Raw genomic sequence first — 20813 nt, 5'->3', positions numbered from 1 at the left:
TTTAAATTCTATAATCTGAATTAAATACGGGTTTAGCTCAGTTGGTAGAGCACTGGTCTCCAAAACCAGGTGTCGTGAGTTCGAGTCTCTCAACCCGTGCAATATTCCTGCATAAGCTTCAAAGTAGATTTACAGCTAAAATAGGAAACTTCACCTCTCTGGAGGAATAATATTAATACGACAACAAAATGGTAAACTATATTACAGAATCGTATAAAGAACTTAAAAACCACGTAACCTGGCCAACTTGGGCAGAGGCTCAGAAATTAACCGTAGTTGTTGCGGTTTTTTCTATTGTATTGGCCTTAGCGGTTTGGGGTGTAGATACCGTTTTCAGCAAAATGGTTGGTTTATATTTTGATTGGATCAAATCGTAAGAAATGACCGAAACAACAAAAACAAAAAAGTGGTATGTAGTCCGTTCAGTTAGTGGACAGGAAAACAAAATCAAATCGTATATCGATACTGAGATAAAACGATTAGAGCTTGAAGATTATATTGATCAGGTTCTCGTACCAACCGAAAAAGTTATTCAAATCCGTAATGGAAAGAAAGTAAATAAAGAACGTGTTTATTTTCCAGGTTACATCATGATAAAAGCAAATTTAGGTGGTGAAATTCCTCACATCATTAAGTCTATTAATGGTGTTATTGGCTTTTTAGGTGAGGTTAAAGGAGGTGATCCTGTACCGTTGAGACAATCTGAAGTAAACAGAATGTTAGGAAAAGTTGATGAGCTTTCTGTTAAAGAGGATAGTGTAAACATTCCATATACTGTGGGAGAGACTGTAAAAGTTATTGATGGTCCTTTCAATGGATTTAATGGAACTGTTGAAAAAATAAATGAAGAAAAACGCAAACTTGAAGTAATGGTTAAGATTTTTGGAAGAAAAACACCATTAGAATTAAGTTATATGCAAGTTGAAAAAGTTTAATTGTTACGCTTAATAGGTTCCTTCTAAGGCTTCCACTTTTGAAGAACCACACAAAAATTTAGAAATGGCAAAAGAAATTAGTAAAGTAGTTAAGTTGCAAGTTCGCGGAGGTGCTGCTAACCCATCACCACCAGTAGGACCTGCTCTTGGTGCTGCCGGTGTTAATATCATGGAGTTCTGTAAGCAGTTTAATGCTAGAACTCAGGATAAGCAAGGAAAAGTATTGCCAGTAGCGATTACAGTTTATAAAGACAAATCTTTCGATTTTGTTATTAAGACTCCACCCGCTGCAGTTCAAATACTTGAAGCTGCTAAAGCAAAAAAAGGCTCCGGTGAACCACATGCAAAAAAAGTAGCCACAATCTCTTGGGAACAAGTTAAAGCGATCGCGGAAGATAAAATGCCCGATCTTAACGCATTTACTGTTGAGTCTGCTATGAAAATGGTAGCTGGTACTGCACGTTCTATGGGAGTTAAAGTAAAAGGTGACGCACCTTTTTAATCTGAAAAAAGAATCTATAAATGGCACGATTAACAAAAAAGCAAAAGGAAGCCAAGCTTAAGGTAGAGGATAGAACCTATACCGTTGCCGAAGCTTCTGCTTTAATAAAAGAAATATCTAACGTAAAGTTCGATCCTTCAGTTGACCTTGCGGTACGTCTTAACGTGGACCCACGTAAAGCGAACCAAATGGTAAGAGGCGTTGTAACCCTTCCTCACGGAACTGGTAAAGACGTTAAAGTATTAGCATTAGTAACTCCAGATAAGGAAGCTGAAGCTAAAGAAGCTGGAGCAGACTACGTTGGTCTTGATGAGTACCTCGATAAAATTAAAGGAGGATGGACAGATGTTGACGTAATTGTAACTATGCCAAGTGTAATGGGTAAATTAGGTCCTTTAGGACGTGTATTGGGTCCTCGTGGTCTTATGCCAAACCCAAAGACTGGTACAGTAACTATGGACGTTGCTAAGGCAGTTTCTGATGTGAAAGCTGGTAAAATCGACTTTAAAGTTGATAAAACAGGTATCGTACACGCAGCAATAGGAAAAGCGTCTTTTGATGCTGAAAAAATTGCAGGAAACGCAAGAGAATTATTAACAACCCTCGTTAAACTAAAGCCACAAGCGGCAAAAGGTGTTTACATAAAGAGTATCTATATGTCTAGCACAATGAGTCCAAGTGTTGAGATTGACACAAAAAGGTTTACTGAGCAGTAAAAACTGGAAATTATGACTAGAGAAGAAAAATCACAAGTAATTGAAACGTTAACTGCGCAGTTATCTGATAATGAAAATATCTATTTAGCAGATATTTCAGGCTTAAACGCAGGGACTACTACTAACTTACGTCGTGCTTGTTTTAAAGCAGGAGTTCAGTTAGCAGTTGTTAAGAACACATTGCTTAAAAAAGCAATGGAGAGTTCAGATAAAGACTTTGGAAGCTTACCAGAAGTACTTAAAGGAAATACTTCCATTATGTTTTCTGAAACAGGTAATGCACCTGCCAAAGTAATTAAAGAATTCAGAAAAAAATCTGATAGGCCTTTATTAAAAGGAGCTTACATCCAAGAGTCAATTTACGTTGGCGATGAACAATTGGATAGCTTAGTAGAGCTTAAATCTAAAGAAGAGCTTATTGGAGAAGTTATTGGGTTACTACAATCTCCTGCTAAAAATGTTATTTCAGCTCTTAAGAGTGGAAGTACTACAATTGCAGGCCTTGTTAAGACCTTATCCGAAAGAGAAGGATAAAACAAACATTGCACTAATTAATTTATATAAACACAATTATTTTTAAAAACGATAGAAATGGCAGATTTGAAAGATTTCGCAGAACAATTGGTTAACCTAACAGTAAAAGAAGTTAATGAGTTAGCTACAATATTAAAAGACGAGTACGGTATTGAGCCTGCTGCTGCAGCTGTTGCTGTTGCTGCTGGTGGTGCTGCTGCTGGTGGAGACGCTGCAGATGAGCAATCAGAATTTGATGTAATTCTTAAAGGTGCTGGTGCATCTAAACTTGCAGTAGTAAAACTAGTTAAAGAATTAACTGGTGCTGGTCTTAAAGAAGCAAAAGAATTAGTTGATAACGCACCTTCTCCAATTAAAGAAGGAATTGCTAAGGATGAAGCTGAAGCATTAAAAGCGCAACTAGAAGAAGCTGGAGCAGAGGTTGAGCTTAAGTAAGCTTATTACGTTCCAAACCCTAAGGTTTAGGTCTTCCGTCCCGTTATTATCGGGGTCGGAAAGGCCTAAACCATTTTGCGTATATAATGGTTAACACCTTTTTTATACGTTTATTCAATATTATTTTAATTAAAATTCCGTCCATAGATGTCAGCAACGCAAACTGAAAGATTGAATTTTTCCTCTGTAAAAAATAAGCCGGATTATCCCGACTTTTTGGACATTCAGATAAAGTCCTTCCAGGATTTTTTCCAATTGGAAACCAAATCAGAAGAAAGAGGCCAAGAAGGTTTATATAAAACCTTTTTGGAAAATTTCCCAATTACCGATACTCGTAACCAATTCGTTTTAGAGTTCTTAGACTATTTCGTGGATCCGCCAAGATATTCCATCCAGGAATGTATTGAACGTGGTCTTACTTATAGTGTGCCTTTAAAAGCAAGGTTAAAACTATACTGTACAGACGCAGAGCACGAAGACTTTGAAACTATTGTTCAGGATGTTTACCTAGGTACTATCCCTTATATGACTCCTAGCGGAACTTTCTGCGTTAATGGAGCTGAACGTGTTGTTGTTTCTCAACTTCACCGTTCTCCAGGGGTGTTCTTTGGTCAGTCTTTTCACGCCAACGGAACTAAACTATACTCTGCCAGAGTAATTCCTTTTAAAGGATCGTGGATTGAATTTGCCACAGATATTAACAGCGTAATGTACGCTTACATTGATCGTAAGAAAAAATTACCTGTTACAACCCTTTTCAGAGCTATCGGTTTTGAAAGAGATAAAGATATTCTCGAAATTTTTGATCTTGCAGAAGAAGTTAAGGCTTCAAAAACAGGACTTAAAAAATATATTGGGCGTAAACTAGCTGCCCGTGTGCTAAAAACTTGGCACGAAGATTTCGTTGATGAAGATACTGGTGAAGTAGTTTCTATTGAACGTAACGAAATTATCTTGGACCGTGATACTGTTCTTGAAAAAGAACATATTGACGAAATTATAGATTCAGGAAGCAAAACTGTTCTTTTACACAAAGAAGAAAACCAGTTAGCCGACTATGCTATTATTCACAATACATTACAAAAAGACCCTACTAACTCTGAAAAAGAAGCAGTAGAACACATATATAGACAGCTTCGTAATGCTGAGCCGCCAGATGAGGAAACTGCTCGTGGAATTATCCATAAGCTTTTCTTTAGCGACCAAAGATATAATCTTGGTGAGGTTGGGCGTTATAGAATGAACAAAAAACTGGGTCTTGATATCGCAATGGATAAGCAGGTGCTTACTAAAGAAGATATCATTACCATTGTAAAATATTTAATTGAGCTTATTAACTCTAAAGCTGAGATTGATGATATTGACCACCTTAGTAACCGTCGTGTACGTACTGTAGGTGAGCAATTATCTCAACAGTTTGGTGTTGGTCTTGCTCGTATGGCGCGTACTATTCGCGAGCGTATGAACGTTCGTGATAACGAGGTGTTTACACCTATCGATTTGATTAATGCAAAGACATTGTCTTCTGTAATTAACTCATTTTTTGGTACAAACCAGCTTTCACAATTTATGGACCAAACAAACCCACTTGCTGAGATTACGCATAAGCGTCGTCTATCTGCATTAGGGCCAGGAGGTTTATCACGTGAAAGAGCAGGTTTCGAGGTTCGTGACGTACACTATACACACTATGGTCGTCTTTGTCCTATTGAAACCCCTGAAGGACCAAACATTGGTCTTATTTCATCACTTTCGGTTTATGCAAAGGTTAATAACCTTGGGTTTATTGAAACTCCATACCGAAAAGTAAATGAAGGAAAAATAGATTTTAAAAATGAGCCAATCTACCTTTCTGCTGAAGAAGAGGAAGATATGCACATTGCACAGGCAAACATTCCATTAACAGACGATGGTGTTATCGATACCGATAAGGTTATTGCGCGTATGGAAGGTGATTTCCCACTTGTGGATCCTGTAGCTTTAAACTATGCCGATGTTGCGCCTAATCAGATTGCATCTATTTCTGCATCTCTAATTCCATTCTTGGAGCATGATGATGCTAACCGTGCATTGATGGGATCTAACATGATGCGTCAGGCTGTACCTTTATTAATTGCAGATTCTCCAATCGTTGGAACTGGTCTTGAAAGACAAGTTGCTTCTGATAGCCGTGTTTTGATTAACGCAGAAGGAGATGGTGTAGTTGAATACGTTGATGCAAACGAAATTACTATTAAATACGACCGTACTGAAAACGAACGTATGGTAAGTTTTGATAGCGATTCTAAAACATATCAACTAGTAAAATTCAGAAAGACAAACCAAGGAACTTCTATTAACCTTAAGCCTATTGTAAGCAAAGGGGATAGAGTTAAAAAAGGACAGGTTCTTTGCCAAGGTTACGCCACTGAAAAAGGTGAACTAGCGCTAGGGCGTAATATGAAGGTTGCCTTCATGCCTTGGAAAGGTTATAACTTTGAGGATGCAATTGTAATTTCTGAAAGAGTAGTACGTGAAGATATATTCACCTCTATTCATATTGACGAATACTCATTAGAAGTTCGAGATACTAAGTTAGGTAACGAAGAATTGACAAATGATATTCCAAACGTTTCGGAAGAAGCTACTAAAGACTTGGATGAGTATGGAATGATTAGAATTGGTGCCGAGGTAAAACCTGGTGACATTCTTATCGGAAAAATTACTCCAAAAGGAGAAAGTGATCCAACTCCGGAAGAGAAACTTCTTCGCGCTATTTTTGGTGATAAAGCTGGTGATGTAAAAGATGCATCGTTAAAAGCTTCACCTTCATTAAACGGTGTAGTAATAGACAAGAAATTGTTTGCTCGTGCTGTTAAAGATAAGCGCAAACGTGCGAAGGATAAAGAAGACATCGCAGAACTTGAAGCCAAATACGAAAGCAAATTCGTAGCCTTACAAGATAAGTTAGTTGAAAAACTATTCACAATCGTAGGAGGTAAAACTGCTCAAGGAATAAGCAATGATTTAGGTGAAATAGTATTCCCTAAAGGTAAAAAGTTTACGTTAAAGATGCTTAACTCTGTTGACGATTACACCCACTTAACTGGAGGTACTTGGACAACCGATGATGAAACCAATGCGTTGGTTGCAGATTTAATGCACAACTATAAAATTAAGGAAAACGACCTTCAAGGTAACTTGCGTCGTGAGAAGTTTACTATCTCTGTAGGAGATGAGCTTCCTTCTGGAATTTTAAAACTAGCAAAAGTTTACATCGCTAAGAAGCGTAAACTTAAAGTTGGGGATAAAATGGCAGGACGTCACGGAAACAAGGGTATTGTTGCACGTATTGTACGTGAAGAAGACATGCCATTCCTAGAAGACGGAACTCCTGTAGATATTGTATTGAACCCACTTGGTGTACCATCTCGTATGAACATTGGGCAGATATACGAAACCGTTCTTGGATGGGCTGGTCAAAAATTAGGTCGCAAATTCGCAACCCCAATTTTTGATGGTGCAGTCATCGATCAGATAAATGAATATACTGATGAAGCTGGAATACCAAGATACGGGCATACTTACTTATATGATGGTGGAACTGGTAAGCGTTTCGATCAACCTGCAACTGTAGGTGTGATTTATATGTTGAAACTAGGTCACATGGTAGATGATAAGATGCACGCGCGTTCCATTGGACCATACTCACTTATTACGCAACAACCACTTGGTGGTAAAGCACAGTTTGGTGGTCAGCGTTTTGGAGAGATGGAGGTTTGGGCTCTAGAAGCATACGGTGCATCTAGTACGCTTAGAGAAATATTGACTGTTAAATCTGATGATGTTATTGGAAGGGCGAAAACCTACGAGGCAATCGTAAAAGGTGAAACTATGCCAGAACCAGGATTACCAGAATCGTTCAACGTACTTATGCACGAATTGAAAGGATTGGGTCTTGACATTAGATTAGAAGAATAAAGATAAACCCCTTCACAACCGTGAAGGGGAATCTTAAATTTCTTCCGAGGAATTAAACCCTCATTTAACAACAAAGTTTATTTTAAATCATGATGAACAGAAATAAAGAAAACACAGTACAGAAATTCGACAAGATTTCTATTGGTTTGGCCTCTCCTGAATCTATTTTGGCAGAATCACGTGGAGAAGTTCTAAAACCCGAAACAATAAACTACCGTACGCACAAGCCAGAGCGTGACGGACTTTTCTGTGAGCGTATTTTTGGTCCTGTAAAGGATTACGAGTGTGCCTGTGGTAAATATAAAAGAATTCGCTACAAAGGTATCGTTTGTGACCGTTGTGGTGTAGAAGTAACAGAGAAAAAAGTGCGTCGTGACCGTGTTGGGCATATCAACTTAGTTGTTCCTGTTGCACACATTTGGTACTTCCGTAGTCTTCCTAACAAAATTGGTTACCTTCTTGGATTACCATCTAAGAAACTGGACATGATTATTTACTACGAACGTTACGTAGTAATTCAACCAGGTGTAGCTAAATATGAAAGTGGAGAAGATGTTAAGAAATTAGACTTCCTTACAGAAGAAGAGTATCTTGATATTTTAGAAACAATTCCACAAGATAACCAGTACTTAGAAGATACAGATCCTAACAAATTTATTGCGAAGATGGGAGCAGAGTGCTTGATCGATCTTTTGCAAAGAATTGACTTGGACACTTTATCGTACGACTTACGTCATAAAGCAAACAACGAAACTTCTAAACAACGTAAAACAGAAGCTTTAAAGCGTCTTCAAGTTGTAGAAGCACTTCGTGATGCTAATAAAAATCGCGATAACAAAGCTGAGTGGATGATTATGAAAGTAGTTCCGGTAATTCCACCAGAACTTCGTCCATTAGTACCCCTTGATGGTGGTCGTTTCGCGACTTCAGATTTAAATGATTTATACCGTCGTGTAATTATTCGTAACAACCGTTTGAAGCGATTAATGGAGATTAAAGCTCCAGAGGTAATTCTACGTAACGAAAAACGTATGCTTCAAGAAGCGGTAGATTCATTACTTGATAACACGCGTAAATCTTCTGCAGTAAAAACTGACAGTAACCGTCCGCTTAAATCACTTTCAGATTCATTGAAAGGTAAGCAAGGTCGTTTCCGTCAAAACTTACTTGGTAAACGTGTAGATTATTCAGCACGTTCGGTAATTGTTGTAGGACCAGAACTTAAATTATTTGAGTGTGGTATTCCTAAAGATATGGCTGCCGAGCTTTACAAGCCTTTTGTAATCCGTAAATTGATTGAAAGAGGAATTGTAAAAACCGTAAAATCTGCAAAGAAAATTATAGATAAAAAAGAGCCTGTAGTTTGGGACATTCTTGAAAATGTATTAAAAGGACACCCAGTAATGCTTAACCGTGCTCCTACTTTGCACAGGCTAGGTATTCAAGCTTTCCAACCTAAATTAATTGAAGGTAAAGCAATACAACTACACCCATTAGTGTGTACTGCGTTTAACGCGGATTTCGATGGTGACCAGATGGCTGTTCACTTACCACTAGGGCCAGAGGCAATTTTAGAATGTCAGTTATTGATGCTTGCATCTCACAACATTCTAAACCCTGCAAATGGTTCGCCAGTTGCTGTACCTTCTCAGGATATGGTTTTAGGTCTTTACTATATGACCAAACTAAGAAAATCTACTGAAGATGTTAAGGTAAAAGGTGAAGGTCTTACTTTCTATTCGGCTGAAGAAGCAATTATTGCTTACAACGAAGGACAGGTAGATTTGAACGCTGAAATTAAAATTAGAACTAAAGATTTCAACGAAAATGGTGAGTTAACAATGCAAATTATCACTACCACTTTAGGTAGAGTAATCTTTAACGAAAAGGTTCCTGCTGAAGCTGGTTTTGTTAACGAAGTATTGACTAAAAAATCTCTTCGTGATATTATCGGGAAAATCTTAAAAGTAACTTCAGTACCTGTTACTGCAGACTTCCTAGATGAGATTAAAACTTTAGGATATAAATTCGCTTTTGAAGGCGGACTTTCATTCAGCTTAGGTGATATTATTATCCCTGCTGAAAAACAAAGTATGATTGATAATGCAAACTCACAAGTTGACGGAATTATCAACAGTTATAACATGGGTCTTATTACCAATAACGAACGTTACAACCAAGTTATTGATATTTGGACTGCAACTAACGCAGAGCTTACCGAGCTATCTATGAAGCGTATACGCGAAGATCAGCAAGGATTTAACTCGGTGTATATGATGCTTGATTCTGGTGCGAGGGGTTCTAAAGAACAAATTCGTCAGTTAACAGGTATGCGTGGATTGATGGCAAAACCTAAGAAATCGAACTCAGGTGGAGGTGAAATTATTGAAAACCCAATTCTTTCTAACTTTAAGGAAGGTCTTTCAATTCTTGAATACTTTATCTCTACTCACGGTGCTCGTAAAGGTCTTGCGGATACCGCACTTAAAACAGCAGATGCGGGTTACTTAACACGTCGTCTAGTTGATGTTTCACAAGATGTTATTGTTAATGAAGAAGACTGCGGTACATTACGTGGTATTGAAGTTTCAGCATTAAAGAAAAACGAAGAAGTTGTAGAGACTTTAGGAGCTAGAATTGTTGGGCGTACTGCGCTTAACGACGTTATTCACCCACTAACTAAAGAAGTATTAGTAAGTGCTGGAGAACACATTTACGAAGAGATAGCAGATGCTATTGAGGCATCACCATTAGATAGTGTAGAAGTTCGTTCTGCATTAACTTGTGAGGCTAGAAAAGGTATATGTGCACAGTGTTACGGTCGTAATCTTGCAACCAATAAAATGGTACAACGAGGTGAGGCAGTTGGTGTTGTAGCAGCTCAATCAATTGGAGAACCAGGAACTCAGCTTACACTTCGTACTTTCCACGTGGGAGGTATTGCAGGTAACATATCTGAACAAAATAACTTAACGGTTAAATTTGACGGAAAGGCTGAAATTGAAGATCTTAAAACTGTAAAAGGTGAAGATAATCAAGGAAATCCTGTGGATATTGTTATTTCTCGTACTTCAGAATTGAAGTTAGTAGATAAACAAACAGGAATTACGCTTAGTACAAATAATATTCCTTACGGTTCAACATTACTTGTTAAGAATGGTGATTCAGTAAAAGCAGGCGATGTAATCTGTACTTGGGATCCATATAATGGTGTAATTATTTCAGAATTTGCTGGAAAAATTAAATACGAAAACATCGTTCAAGGTGTAACGTATCAAGTTGAGATTGATGAGCAAACAGGATTCCAGGAAAAAGTAATTTCTGAATCAAGAGATAAAAAACGTATTCCAACCCTACAAATTCTAGGTAAGAAAGACGAAGTAATTCGTTCTTACAACTTACCAGTTGGTGCACACATTATGGTGGACGACAACGATAAGATTAAAGTAGGAAAGGTGCTTGTTAAGATTCCACGTAAATCTGCAAAATCAGGAGATATTACAGGAGGTCTTCCACGTGTTACCGAGCTTTTCGAAGCGCGTAACCCTTCAAACCCAGCTGTAGTTAGCGAAATTGATGGTGTGGTTTCATTTGGTAAAATTAAACGAGGTAACCGAGAGATTATCGTTGAGTCTAAATTAGGCGAAGTGAAAAAGTATTTGGTAAAATTATCAAGCCAAATTCTAGTTCAAGAAAACGATTACGTTCGAGCAGGTATGCCATTATCTGATGGTTCTATTACTCCAGAAGACATTCTTCGTATTAAAGGCCCATCTGCAGTACAGCAATATCTTGTGAACGAAGTTCAAGAGGTATACCGTCTGCAAGGGGTGAAGATTAACGACAAGCACTTCGAGGTTGTTGTTCGTCAAATGATGCGTAAGGTGAGAATTGAAGATCCGGGAGATACTACTTTCCTTGAGAATCAATTAGCTCATAAAGATGACTTTATCGAAGAAAACGATAAGTTATTCGGAATGAAAGTGGTTACAAATTCAGGTGATTCTGAAAACTTGAAAGAAGGTCAAATTCTTTCTCCTCGTGCCCTTCGTGATGAAAACTCTTTATTGAGAAGAAATGATAAAGAGCTTGTAGAGGCTCGTGATGTTGTTACTGCAACTGCTACTCCTGTACTTCAAGGTATTACGAGAGCGTCGTTACAGACTAAGTCATTCATCTCTGCAGCTTCCTTCCAGGAGACTACTAAAGTATTAAACGAAGCAGCTGTAGCTGGTAAAGTTGATACATTAGAAGGCTTGAAAGAAAACGTTATTGTAGGTCATAAGATACCAGCCGGTACAGGTATGCGTAGATATGACACTATAATAGTGGGATCGAAACAAGAATTGGAAGAAATGAATAAAGCTAAAGAAGAAGTTAATTATAACTAATTTTTATATAAAGGTGCGTTTTTAGAAACGCACCTTTTATATTTTCAGTTTTTATTCATTAAATAACATATTATAAAACAGCAAATTTTTAGCAATGTCAGATCAAAAGAAACAACCCAAACAAGGCCAGATAAATATTGAGTTAGACGAAGGTGTAGCCCAAGGTATATACAGCAATTTAGCTATCATTAATCATTCTGTTTCTGAATTTGTGGTTGACTTTGTAACTATAATGCCAGGAGTTCCTAAGAGTAAAGTGAAGTCTAGAATTATCTTGACACCACAACACGCTAAGCGATTTTTAAAGGCATTAAACGATAATGTTAAACGATTTGAACAAGCCCACGGCGAAATCAAAGACTATGAGCAACCGCCTATGCCTTTGAACTTTGGCCCAACAGGCGAAGCATAAAAAAAGCCCCAATTTTTGGGGCTTTTTTATGCTTTAATTTTTAATAAACCTAAACCTATATTTCTACTTAAAATAAAGGCAACATACGTTGCTTCGTATTAAGCTTTTGAAGGCTTTTTATTCGATTTCTCAAACTCACTTACAAAATGCAATTTCACATTTGGATATTTAGATTGGGTCATTTGTAGTGTAAATGCTGAATCGGCGAAGAATACAAGTTGACCGCGTTTATCCTTTGCTAAAAATTTGGATTTAACTCTTTTGAAATCGGCGAATTCAGCGCTTTTAGGATCTTGCGCTTCTACCCAACAAGCTTTGTGTACATTCAAGTTTTCATAAGAACAACTTGCGCCATATTCGTGTTCAAGTCTGTACTGAATAACTTCAAACTGAAGAGCACCAACAGTTCCTATTACTTTACGTCCGTTTAATTCAAGTGTAAATAACTGTGCAACACCTTCGTCCATTAATTGGTCAATACCTTTTTCAAGTTGCTTGCTCTTCATAGGATCAGCATTGTTGATATATTTAAAGTGTTCTGGTGAAAAGCTAGGAATTCCTTTATAAAGCATTTCTTCACCTTCAGTAAGCGTATCGCCAATTTTAAAGTTACCTGTATCGTGTAGTCCTACTATATCGCCAGGGTAGGAGATATCTACTATTTGTTTCTTTTCAGCAAAGAAAGCATTCGGGCTACTAAATTTCATTTTTTTACCATTGCGAACGTGTAGATAAGGTGAGTTTCGTTCGAAAGTACCTGATACAATTTTTACGAAAGCCAATCTATCGCGATGCTTAGGGTCCATATTTGCGTGAATTTTAAATACAAAACCTGAAAAAGCTTTTTCATCTGGATGGACTAAACGAGTATTGCTTTCTTTTGGACGTGGAGTAGGAGCTATTTCAATGAAGCAATCCAGCAATTCACGAACACCAAAATTATTTAAAGCAGATCCAAAAAATACAGGTTGTAACTCTCCATCTAAATACTCTTGCCCGTCAAAATCCGGATAAACTTCTTGTACTAACTCAATTTCTTCACGAAGAGTTTCAGCTGCTTTTTCACCAACTAATTTGTCTAGTTCTGAACTATTTAAGTCTTCTATTTCAATCGTTTCCTCTATGTTTTTTCTACTATCACCACTAAAAAGGTTTATATTTTTTTCCCAAACGTTATAGATTCCCTTAAAGTCGTAACCCATTCCAATTGGGAAACTAAGAGGCGTAACACGTAAGTGAAGCTTTTGTTCAATTTCGTCTAACAAATCAAAAGCATCTCTTCCTTCTCTATCAAGTTTATTCACGAACACAATCATTGGGATGTTTCGCATTCTACATACTTCTACAAGCTTTTCAGTTTGTTCCTCAACCCCTTTTGCAACGTCTATAACAACAATTACGCTATCCACAGCAGTAAGTGTTCTAAATGTATCTTCAGCAAAATCCTTGTGTCCTGGAGTATCGAGAATATTAATCTTTATACCTTCATATTCAAATGCCAAAACTGAAGTTGCTACAGAAATACCACGTTGTCGTTCTATTTCCATAAAGTCACTAGTAGCACCTTTTTTTATCTTGTTGTTTTTTACAGCTCCAGCTTCATTAATAGCTCCACCAAAGAGTAGAAGTTTTTCTGTAAGTGTAGTTTTACCAGCATCGGGATGCGCAATAATACCGAAAGTTCTTCGGCGCTTAATTTCTTTTGTTAAAGACATAATCGTTTTTCGTATATGTTGCAAAGATAAAGTTTGTTATTGGAGAAATAAACTCATGAGGTACTAAAAAGAGGCTAATTATTACTCAGCAGTGAATAGCAAAAATTTAAAAGTGGTGATATTTATGCGAAAAGGTTGAAAATTATCTATAACAAATCGGGTTTCAGCTATAAGAATTATACTTAATAAATCAACGACTATAGTTTTAGGTTTATTCGTTATATAAAAACCTTATAATGGGTTTTGATTTAAAAAAAATACAAAAAAGTATTAAAAAGAATGACGTTAATTAAATTGTTGGTGGTTTTCTAACCTATTGAAAACATGTATGTTAGGTGTTTTGGTTTTTGACAGTGCTAAATTTATTTTTAATGAAATTTTAAGATATACGTGTTAGTACGTATATGATATTGTGAAAAATTATACTACGTTTGTTCTATCGTTAGATCATTTTTGTTCTTAAGAACTTATAAAGTGATTTATCTCTATCCCCAAAAGCTGGTATCAAGTAATCCCCACATAAATCTTGATAAAATATTAAAAGCTTAAAGACTGTCTCCCTAAAGTCTTAACGCAATAAAGTTATTTTAAACTCAAAAGGCTGTCCCCTATAAAGTCTTTTATTACAATATAGAAAATTAATTTTAATACTAAGATCCAACTCCTCACTGGGTATTTAGGATATATTTTATTTAAAGATATTTTTTGAACTCAAAGGCTAGTTCACTTTTCCCCACAAGCGCCTTTAGATTTTGTGTATAATAATTTATGTAGAAATTAATCAATCTGAGTTTTTACTTGAATAATTGAGTGGCTTTCTTGATTGATTAATGTTCTTACTATAAAAATGAAAATAAACGACCCATATATAATAAATACAGAATGTTTTATGGAAATGGAATTCACAATTTTCTTGTTCTAAAGCAGACTTGTTAATTACCTAATGCTAGCGTAGTAGCATTTTTCTTTTTAAAAAAGGATTAAAAAAAACTGAGGATATGTATAAAATTACTTCTTACAAACACATAAAAAGATTCTCTCTTTTTATACTTATATGTTTAATTTCAAGTATTGGGGTTTTACATTCGCAAACGGTTAATGTTACCGTTCCAACCGGAGGATTTCACATGGATGGAGATTTAGAGTCCAATACTCCAGCAACTGGTGTTGGAGATTGGGTACAGGGACCCATTGGTTTAGGTGGATTTGTATTAAACAATAACGGTACTCCTGTTGACCCCAACATTACTAGATTGGTACGTGATGAATATAACGGTGGAGATAATATATTAAAACAAGGGAAATTCAATGACGACCCTAATACTTGGACTTGGGCCTTAGGAAAAGCTACAGGTAAAGGAGATATTAATAACGTAATGTATCACCTAGGTAAGGAGCAGACTAGTGGGGATGAATGGATTTTTGTTGGGGGTGACCGTATGGAAACAAATGGTACTAGTTATATTGACTTTGAATTTTTACAGAATACAATAACCACTACAGGTGTTACTAGTGGAGGATTTAGTTCAGCTGGACCAGATGGTGGTCGTACTATTAATGATATACTTTTAACTGTTGAGTACGCTAACGGTGGATCAACGCCAACTGTTCATTTGTATTTATGGAAACATCTTGGAGGATCAAATTATGACTATGTTTCACAAACTTTAGGTTCTAATGGATTTGGAGCCACAAATACTGTAAATGTAAATGTGCCTTTTGGAAGCTTTGGATCCAATAATTATATTCCTTATCAATTTGCAGAAGCAGCTATAAATTTAACAGATTTTTTTGGCTCATTACCTGACCCATGTATTGGAGTTAGTATTAAAACTTTATTAGTAAAAACCAAACAATCTACATCTTCTACAGCATCATTAAATGATTTTGTTTCTCCAATTCAAGTTGAACTAAGTTTCGGGACTGCAGAAATTGATTACGGCGGAGATGGAAGTTTTTGTGAAGGTGGGGGTAATATTATGGTTAACCAAACTGGTATTACAGGAGGAACATATTCTGCATCACCAGCAGGTTTAAGCATTGATTCTACTACAGGAACAATTGATGTTCAGAATAGTAATCTAGGTACTTATACTGTAACTTATTCATATAGTACCAACGGATGTAATAAAACTGCCACAACTACTGTTAAAATAGTTAAAGCACCAGACCAACCAACTGCTGATGTAGTTCAACCAACCTGTGAAACACCTAACGGTAAAATTTCCATTACTTCACCATTAGGTGCAGGATATGAATACAGTATAAATGGCACGGATTATCAGGCATCAGTAGATTTTGATGGCTTAACCTCCGGTACTTATAATGTAACGGCTCGAAATACTTCAGATCCTACGTGTGTTTCTACAGCTTTATCAGTAACGATTAACGATGTACCAAATGCACCAGACCAACCAACTGCTAGTGTAGTTCAACCTACGTGTGAAACACCTAGCGGTAAAATTTCAATTACAGCTCCACTAGGTGCAGGATATGAATACAGTATTGATGGCACGAACTATCAGCCTTCCGTAGACTTTATTAACTTAACCTCTGGTACTTATAGTGTAACGGCTCGAAATACTTCAGATCCTACGTGTGTTTCTACAGCTTTATCTGTAACGATTAATGATGTACCAAATGCACCAGCTACACCAACTGCTGATGTAGTTCAACCAACGTGTGCAGTACCAACAGGTAAAATTTCAATTACAGCTCCACTAGGACCAGGATTTGAATACAGTATTGATGGCACGAACTATCAGGACTCAGAAAACTTTATTAACTTAACCTCTGGCACTTATAGTGTAACGGCTCGAAATACTTCAGATCCTACGTGTGTTTCTACAGCTTTATCTGTAACGATTAATGATGTACCAAATGCACCAAACGCACCTGTAAGTAGTGGTGATATTTCACAATGTAGTGAAGATCCAATTCAAGTTTTAGATGCAAATACTGTTATATCTGTAGGTCCTAATGAATCGGTAATTTGGTATGATCAAGAAATTGGAGGTAGTACAGTAAATCCAATTTGGAGCGCCATTGGTAGTAAAACATTCTGGGCGGAAGCTGTTAATGATTTTGATAATACTTGTATTAGCCCAAATAGAACACCGGTTGTCTTAACAATAAACGACTGTGGTATTAACATTGAAAAAATAGCAAGTCCGAATAATACACAAGGATGTACTCCACTAGCTGCTGGTGAGAGCATATCATATACTTTTAAAGTTACTAATAATGGAACTGCACCAATTAGTAATGTTGTAGTAATGGATGTGATGATTCCTACAATTTCTGGTCCAACGGGTGACACTAATAATGACGGCAAGCTTGATGTTTCTGAGATATGGGAGTTTACAGGTTCTTATGTTGTTACTGCGCAGGATATTATAAATGGGCAAGTTGTCAATACAGCAAATGTTACCGGTGAGGCTGAAGCATCAACTCCATTTCCGGTTTCAGGTTCAGATACGGAAACCGTAAACCTTTGTCAAAATGCTGAAATGTCTATCGTTAAATCAACTAGCAGCGCAACGACAGATTGTATCAACTTTAATGTTGGAGATACCATTGACTATGAGTTTGTTGTAACAAATGAAGGAGATGTAGATATTGAAGATGTTGTTATTACAGACCCATTATTTGAATCTCCAAACCCAATAGTTACTATTAATTTAGTATCTGGAGATATAAATAATGACGGCATATTAAATGTCGGTGAAGTTTGGACCTTTAAAGCTACATATACAGTAGACCAAGATAATATAGATGCAGGATCGATAGTGAATACCGCTACTGTTAACGGTAATTCTGCTTTAGGACCTGTAGATACTGCTACAAGTAATACAGTTACAGTATTAATCTGTACAGATGCAAGTATTGCCCTTATCAAAACTTCAGATGTTGAAATAGATCCAACCACAGAATGTTCAACACTAGAGGCAGGTGATATTATTACCTATAGCTTCTCTGTTAAGAACACAGGAAACGTTACCCTAACCGATGTTATGGTAAGTGATTTAATAGGTGGTGTTACCGTATCAGGAGGTCCAATCACATTGGAGCCAGGCCAAGAGGACACTACTACATTTACAGCAAGCTATACCATCACACAGGCTGATATTAATGCAGGTGAGTTTGAGAACACAGCTAAGGTAGTTGGTACAACGCCTAGCAACACCCAAGTGGATGATGAATCAGATAACTCAAGCTATACAGGCAACAACCCAACGGTTGTAACTATCTGTACTGATGCAAGTATTGCCCTTATTAAAACTTCAGATGTTGAAATAGATCCAACCACAGAATGTTCAACACTAGAGGCAGGTGATATTATTACCTATAGCTTCTCTGTTAAGAACACAGGAAACGTTACCCTAACCGATGTTATGGTAAGTGATTTAGTAGGTGGTGTTACCGTATCAGGAGGTCCAATCACATTGGAGCCAGGCCAAGAGGACACTACTACATTTACAGCAAGCTATACTATCACACAGGCTGATATTAATGCAGGTGAGTTTGAGAACACAGCTAAGGTAGTTGGTACAACGCCTAGCAACACCCAAGTGGATGATGAATCAGATAACTCAAGCTATACAGGCAACAACCCAACGGTTGTAACTATCTGTACAGATGCAAGTATTGCCCTTATTAAAACTTCAGATGTTGAAGTAGATCCAACCACAGGATGTTCAACACTAGCGGTTGGTGATGTAATCAATTATAGCTTCTCAGTTAAGAATACCGGAAACGTTACCCTGACTGATGTTATGGTAAGTGATTTAGTTGGAGGCGTTACTGTATCAGGAGGACCAATCACATTGGCACCGGGTGAAGAGGACACTACTACATTTACAGCAAGCTATACCATCACACAGGCAGATATTAATGCAGGTGAGTTTGAGAACACAGCTAAGGTAGTTGGTACAACGCCTAGCAACACCCAAGTGGATGATGAATCAGATAACTCAAGCTATACAGGCAACAACCCAACGGTTGTAACTATCTGTACTGATGCAAGTATTGCCCTTATTAAAACTTCAGATGTTGAAGTAAATCCAACCACAGGATGTTCAACATTAGCGGTTGGTGATGTAATCAACTATAGCTTCTCAGTTAAGAATACCGGAAACGTTACCCTGACTGATGTTATGGTAAGTGATTTAGTAGGTGGCGTTACTGTAGCAGGAGGACCAATCACATTGGCACCGGGTGAAGAGGACACTACTACATTCACAGCAAGTTATACTATCACACAAGCAGATATTAACGCTGGTGAGTTTGAGAACACAGCGAAGGTAGTTGGTACAACGCCTAGCAACACCCAAGTGGATGATGAATCAGATAACTCAAGCTATACAGGCAACAACCCAACAGTTGTAACTATCTGTACTGATGCAAGTATTGCACTTATCAAAACTTCAGATGTTGAAGTAGATCCGACTACAGAATGTTCAACACTAGAGGCAGGTGATGTTATTACCTATAGCTTCTCTGTTAAGAACACTGGAAACGTTACCCTAACCGATGTTATGGTAAGTGATTTAGTAGGTGGTGTTACCGTATCAGGAGGTCCAATCACATTGGAGCCAGGTCAAGAGGACACTACTACATTTACAGCAAACTATACCATCACACAAGCTGATATAGATAATGGAACATTTACAAATTCTGCAGAAGTAGTTGGTACGACACCAGCAGGTGCAGAAGTAACCGACATCTCTAACAATGATGGTTATGTAGGTGACAACCCAACAGTTGTAACTATTTGTACAGATGCAAGTATTGCTCTTATCAAAACTTCAGATGTTGAAGTAGATCCAACTACAGGATGTTCAACACTAGAGGTTGGTGATGTAATCAATTATAGCTTCTCTGTTAAGAACACTGGAAATGTTACCCTAACCGATGTAATGGTAAGTGATTTAGTAGGTGGTGTTACCGTATCAGGAGGTCCAATCACATTGGAGCCAGGTCAAGAGGACACTACTACATTTACAGCAAGCTATACCATCACACAAGCAGATATAGATAATGGAACATTTACAAATTCTGCAGAAGTAGTTGGTACGACACCAGCAGGTGCTGAAGTAACCGACATCTCTAACAATGATGGTTATGTAGGAGACAACCCAACAGTTATAACTATTTGTACAGATGCAAGTATTGCTCTTATCAAAACTTCAGATGTTGAAGTAGATCCAACTACAGGATGTTCAACACTAGAGGTTGGTGATGTAATCAATTATAGCTTCTCCGTTAAGAACACTGGAAATGTTACCCTAACCGATGTAATGGTAAGTGATTTAGTTGGAGGCGTTACTGTATCAGGAGGTCCAATCACATTGGCACCAGGTGAAGAGGACACTACTACATTTACAGCAAGTTATACCATCATACAAGCAGATATAGATAATGGAACATTTACAAATTCTGCGGAAGTAGTTGGTACAACACCAGCAGGTGCAGAAGTAACCGACATCTCTAACAATGATGGTTATGTAGGAGACAACCCAACAGTTATCGAACTTTGTCAAAACCCTGCAATAGCGATTGTGAAAACTGGAATCTTTAATGACGAGAACGGTGACGATTGTTCAGATGTTGATGAGACTATCACATACACTTTCACAGTAACTAACCAAGGAAATGTAAGTCTGTCTAACATCATAGTAGACGATCCATTATTAGGAGGTCCATTAGCCGGTCCAATAAGTGGAGACACTGATGGGGATGGAGAGCTTGATGTAACAGAAACTTGGATATATGAAGCCAGCTACACAATCACTCAGGCAGATATTGATGCTGGGGAAGTAGTGAACCAAGCGACAGCTACTGGAACAGCTCCAGACCAAAGTACAGTATCTGATTTATCAGGATCGACAATTGGAAACGACGAGCCGACAGTTATCGAACTTTGTCAAAACCCTGTAATTGCGATTGTAAAAACAGGAGTTTTCAATGATGAGAACGATGATGGTTGTACTAATGTTGATGAGACTATCACATATACTTTTACAGTAACTAACCAAGGAAATGTAAGTCTGTCTAACATCATAGTAGACGACCCATTATTAGGAGGTCCATTAGCCGGTCCAATAAGTGGAGATACTGATGGGGATGGAGAGCTTGATGTAACAGAAACTTGGATATATGAAGCGAGCTACGCAATCACCCAGGTAGATATTGATGCTGGGGAAGTAGTGAA

Annotated in this window: 11 protein-coding genes and 1 tRNA gene; 11 read left to right on the top strand and 1 reads right to left on the bottom strand. The window is 37.4% G+C overall.

All coding sequences use genetic code 11. The features are described from left to right. Window positions 1-26 precede the first annotated feature (26 nt). The 10 genes from H4O20_RS02200 to H4O20_RS02155 all read left to right on the top strand — a co-directional run bounded on the left by H4O20_RS02200 (window position 27) and on the right by H4O20_RS02155 (window position 11885). Window positions 27-99: transfer RNA gene (locus H4O20_RS02200), tRNA-Trp, on the top strand. 89 nt (window positions 100-188) lie between these two features. After that, the gene (secE, locus tag H4O20_RS02195; protein ID WP_139856216.1) at window positions 189-377 is read left to right on the top strand and encodes a preprotein translocase subunit SecE; all 189 of its coding nucleotides are present in this window, start codon (window positions 189-191) and stop codon (window positions 375-377) included. Between the two features lie 3 nt (window positions 378-380). After that, window positions 381-935, top strand: a complete 555-nt coding sequence (nusG, locus tag H4O20_RS02190) for a transcription termination/antitermination protein NusG (protein ID WP_139856215.1) — start codon at window positions 381-383, stop codon at window positions 933-935. A gap of 64 nt (window positions 936-999) precedes the next feature. Beyond that, window positions 1000-1437 (top strand): 50S ribosomal protein L11, encoded by a 438-nt coding sequence (gene rplK, locus H4O20_RS02185; RefSeq protein ID WP_139856214.1) that lies wholly within the window; start codon window positions 1000-1002, stop codon window positions 1435-1437. Between the two features lie 20 nt (window positions 1438-1457). Then, the gene (gene rplA, locus H4O20_RS02180; protein ID WP_139856213.1) at window positions 1458-2153 is read left to right on the top strand and encodes a 50S ribosomal protein L1; all 696 of its coding nucleotides are present in this window, start codon (window positions 1458-1460) and stop codon (window positions 2151-2153) included. Window positions 2154-2165: 12 nt separating this feature from the next. After that, complete coding sequence (gene rplJ, locus H4O20_RS02175) at window positions 2166-2687, top strand: 50S ribosomal protein L10 (protein ID WP_139856212.1); 522 nt, start codon at window positions 2166-2168, stop codon at window positions 2685-2687. A 57-nt stretch (window positions 2688-2744) separates the two neighbouring features. Further along, the gene (gene rplL, locus H4O20_RS02170; protein ID WP_139856211.1) at window positions 2745-3122 is read left to right on the top strand and encodes a 50S ribosomal protein L7/L12; all 378 of its coding nucleotides are present in this window, start codon (window positions 2745-2747) and stop codon (window positions 3120-3122) included. A 147-nt stretch (window positions 3123-3269) separates the two neighbouring features. Beyond that, window positions 3270-7082 (top strand): DNA-directed RNA polymerase subunit beta, encoded by a 3813-nt coding sequence (rpoB, locus tag H4O20_RS02165; RefSeq protein ID WP_185098142.1) that lies wholly within the window; start codon window positions 3270-3272, stop codon window positions 7080-7082. A gap of 92 nt (window positions 7083-7174) precedes the next feature. Next, the gene (rpoC, locus tag H4O20_RS02160) at window positions 7175-11473 is read left to right on the top strand and encodes a DNA-directed RNA polymerase subunit beta' (protein WP_185098174.1); all 4299 of its coding nucleotides are present in this window, start codon (window positions 7175-7177) and stop codon (window positions 11471-11473) included. 94 nt (window positions 11474-11567) lie between these two features. Further along, complete coding sequence (locus H4O20_RS02155; RefSeq protein ID WP_139856208.1) at window positions 11568-11885, top strand: DUF3467 domain-containing protein; 318 nt, start codon at window positions 11568-11570, stop codon at window positions 11883-11885. A 98-nt stretch (window positions 11886-11983) separates the two neighbouring features. Here the strand turns inward: H4O20_RS02155 and H4O20_RS02150 are convergent, their stop codons facing one another. Continuing rightward, the gene (locus H4O20_RS02150) at window positions 11984-13600 is read right to left on the bottom strand and encodes a peptide chain release factor 3 (protein WP_185098141.1); all 1617 of its coding nucleotides are present in this window, start codon (window positions 13598-13600) and stop codon (window positions 11984-11986) included. Between the two features lie 998 nt (window positions 13601-14598). Here H4O20_RS02150 and H4O20_RS02145 point away from each other — a divergent pair. After that, on the top strand, window positions 14599-20813 hold a 6215-nt coding region (locus H4O20_RS02145), incomplete at its 3' end, for a DUF11 domain-containing protein (RefSeq protein ID WP_221442684.1).

Source organism: Aequorivita sp. 609, from assembly GCF_014212065.1.
Taxonomy (GTDB): Bacteria; Bacteroidota; Bacteroidia; order Flavobacteriales; family Flavobacteriaceae; genus Aequorivita; species Aequorivita sinensis.
The sequence above is the reverse complement of the archived record's forward strand: the minus strand, read 5'-3'. Positions and strand labels throughout refer to the sequence as shown.

Excerpts from the sequence above, each read along its gene's own strand:
- rplJ (WP_139856212.1), top strand. The coding sequence starts at position 2,166 with ATGACTAGAGAAGAAAAATCACAAGTAATTGAAACGTTAACTGCGCAG.
- rplA (WP_139856213.1), top strand. The coding sequence starts at position 1,458 with ATGGCACGATTAACAAAAAAGCAAAAGGAAGCCAAGCTTAAGGTAGAG.
- rplK (WP_139856214.1), top strand. The coding sequence starts at position 1,000 with ATGGCAAAAGAAATTAGTAAAGTAGTTAAGTTGCAAGTTCGCGGAGGT.
- rpoB (WP_185098142.1), top strand. The coding sequence starts at position 3,270 with ATGTCAGCAACGCAAACTGAAAGATTGAATTTTTCCTCTGTAAAAAAT.
- rpoC (WP_185098174.1), top strand. The coding sequence starts at position 7,175 with ATGAACAGAAATAAAGAAAACACAGTACAGAAATTCGACAAGATTTCT.
- nusG (WP_139856215.1), top strand. The coding sequence starts at position 381 with ATGACCGAAACAACAAAAACAAAAAAGTGGTATGTAGTCCGTTCAGTT.
- H4O20_RS02150 (WP_185098141.1), bottom strand. The coding sequence starts at position 13,600 with ATGTCTTTAACAAAAGAAATTAAGCGCCGAAGAACTTTCGGTATTATT.
- H4O20_RS02155 (WP_139856208.1), top strand. The coding sequence starts at position 11,568 with ATGTCAGATCAAAAGAAACAACCCAAACAAGGCCAGATAAATATTGAG.
- secE (WP_139856216.1), top strand. The coding sequence starts at position 189 with ATGGTAAACTATATTACAGAATCGTATAAAGAACTTAAAAACCACGTA.
- rplL (WP_139856211.1), top strand. The coding sequence starts at position 2,745 with ATGGCAGATTTGAAAGATTTCGCAGAACAATTGGTTAACCTAACAGTA.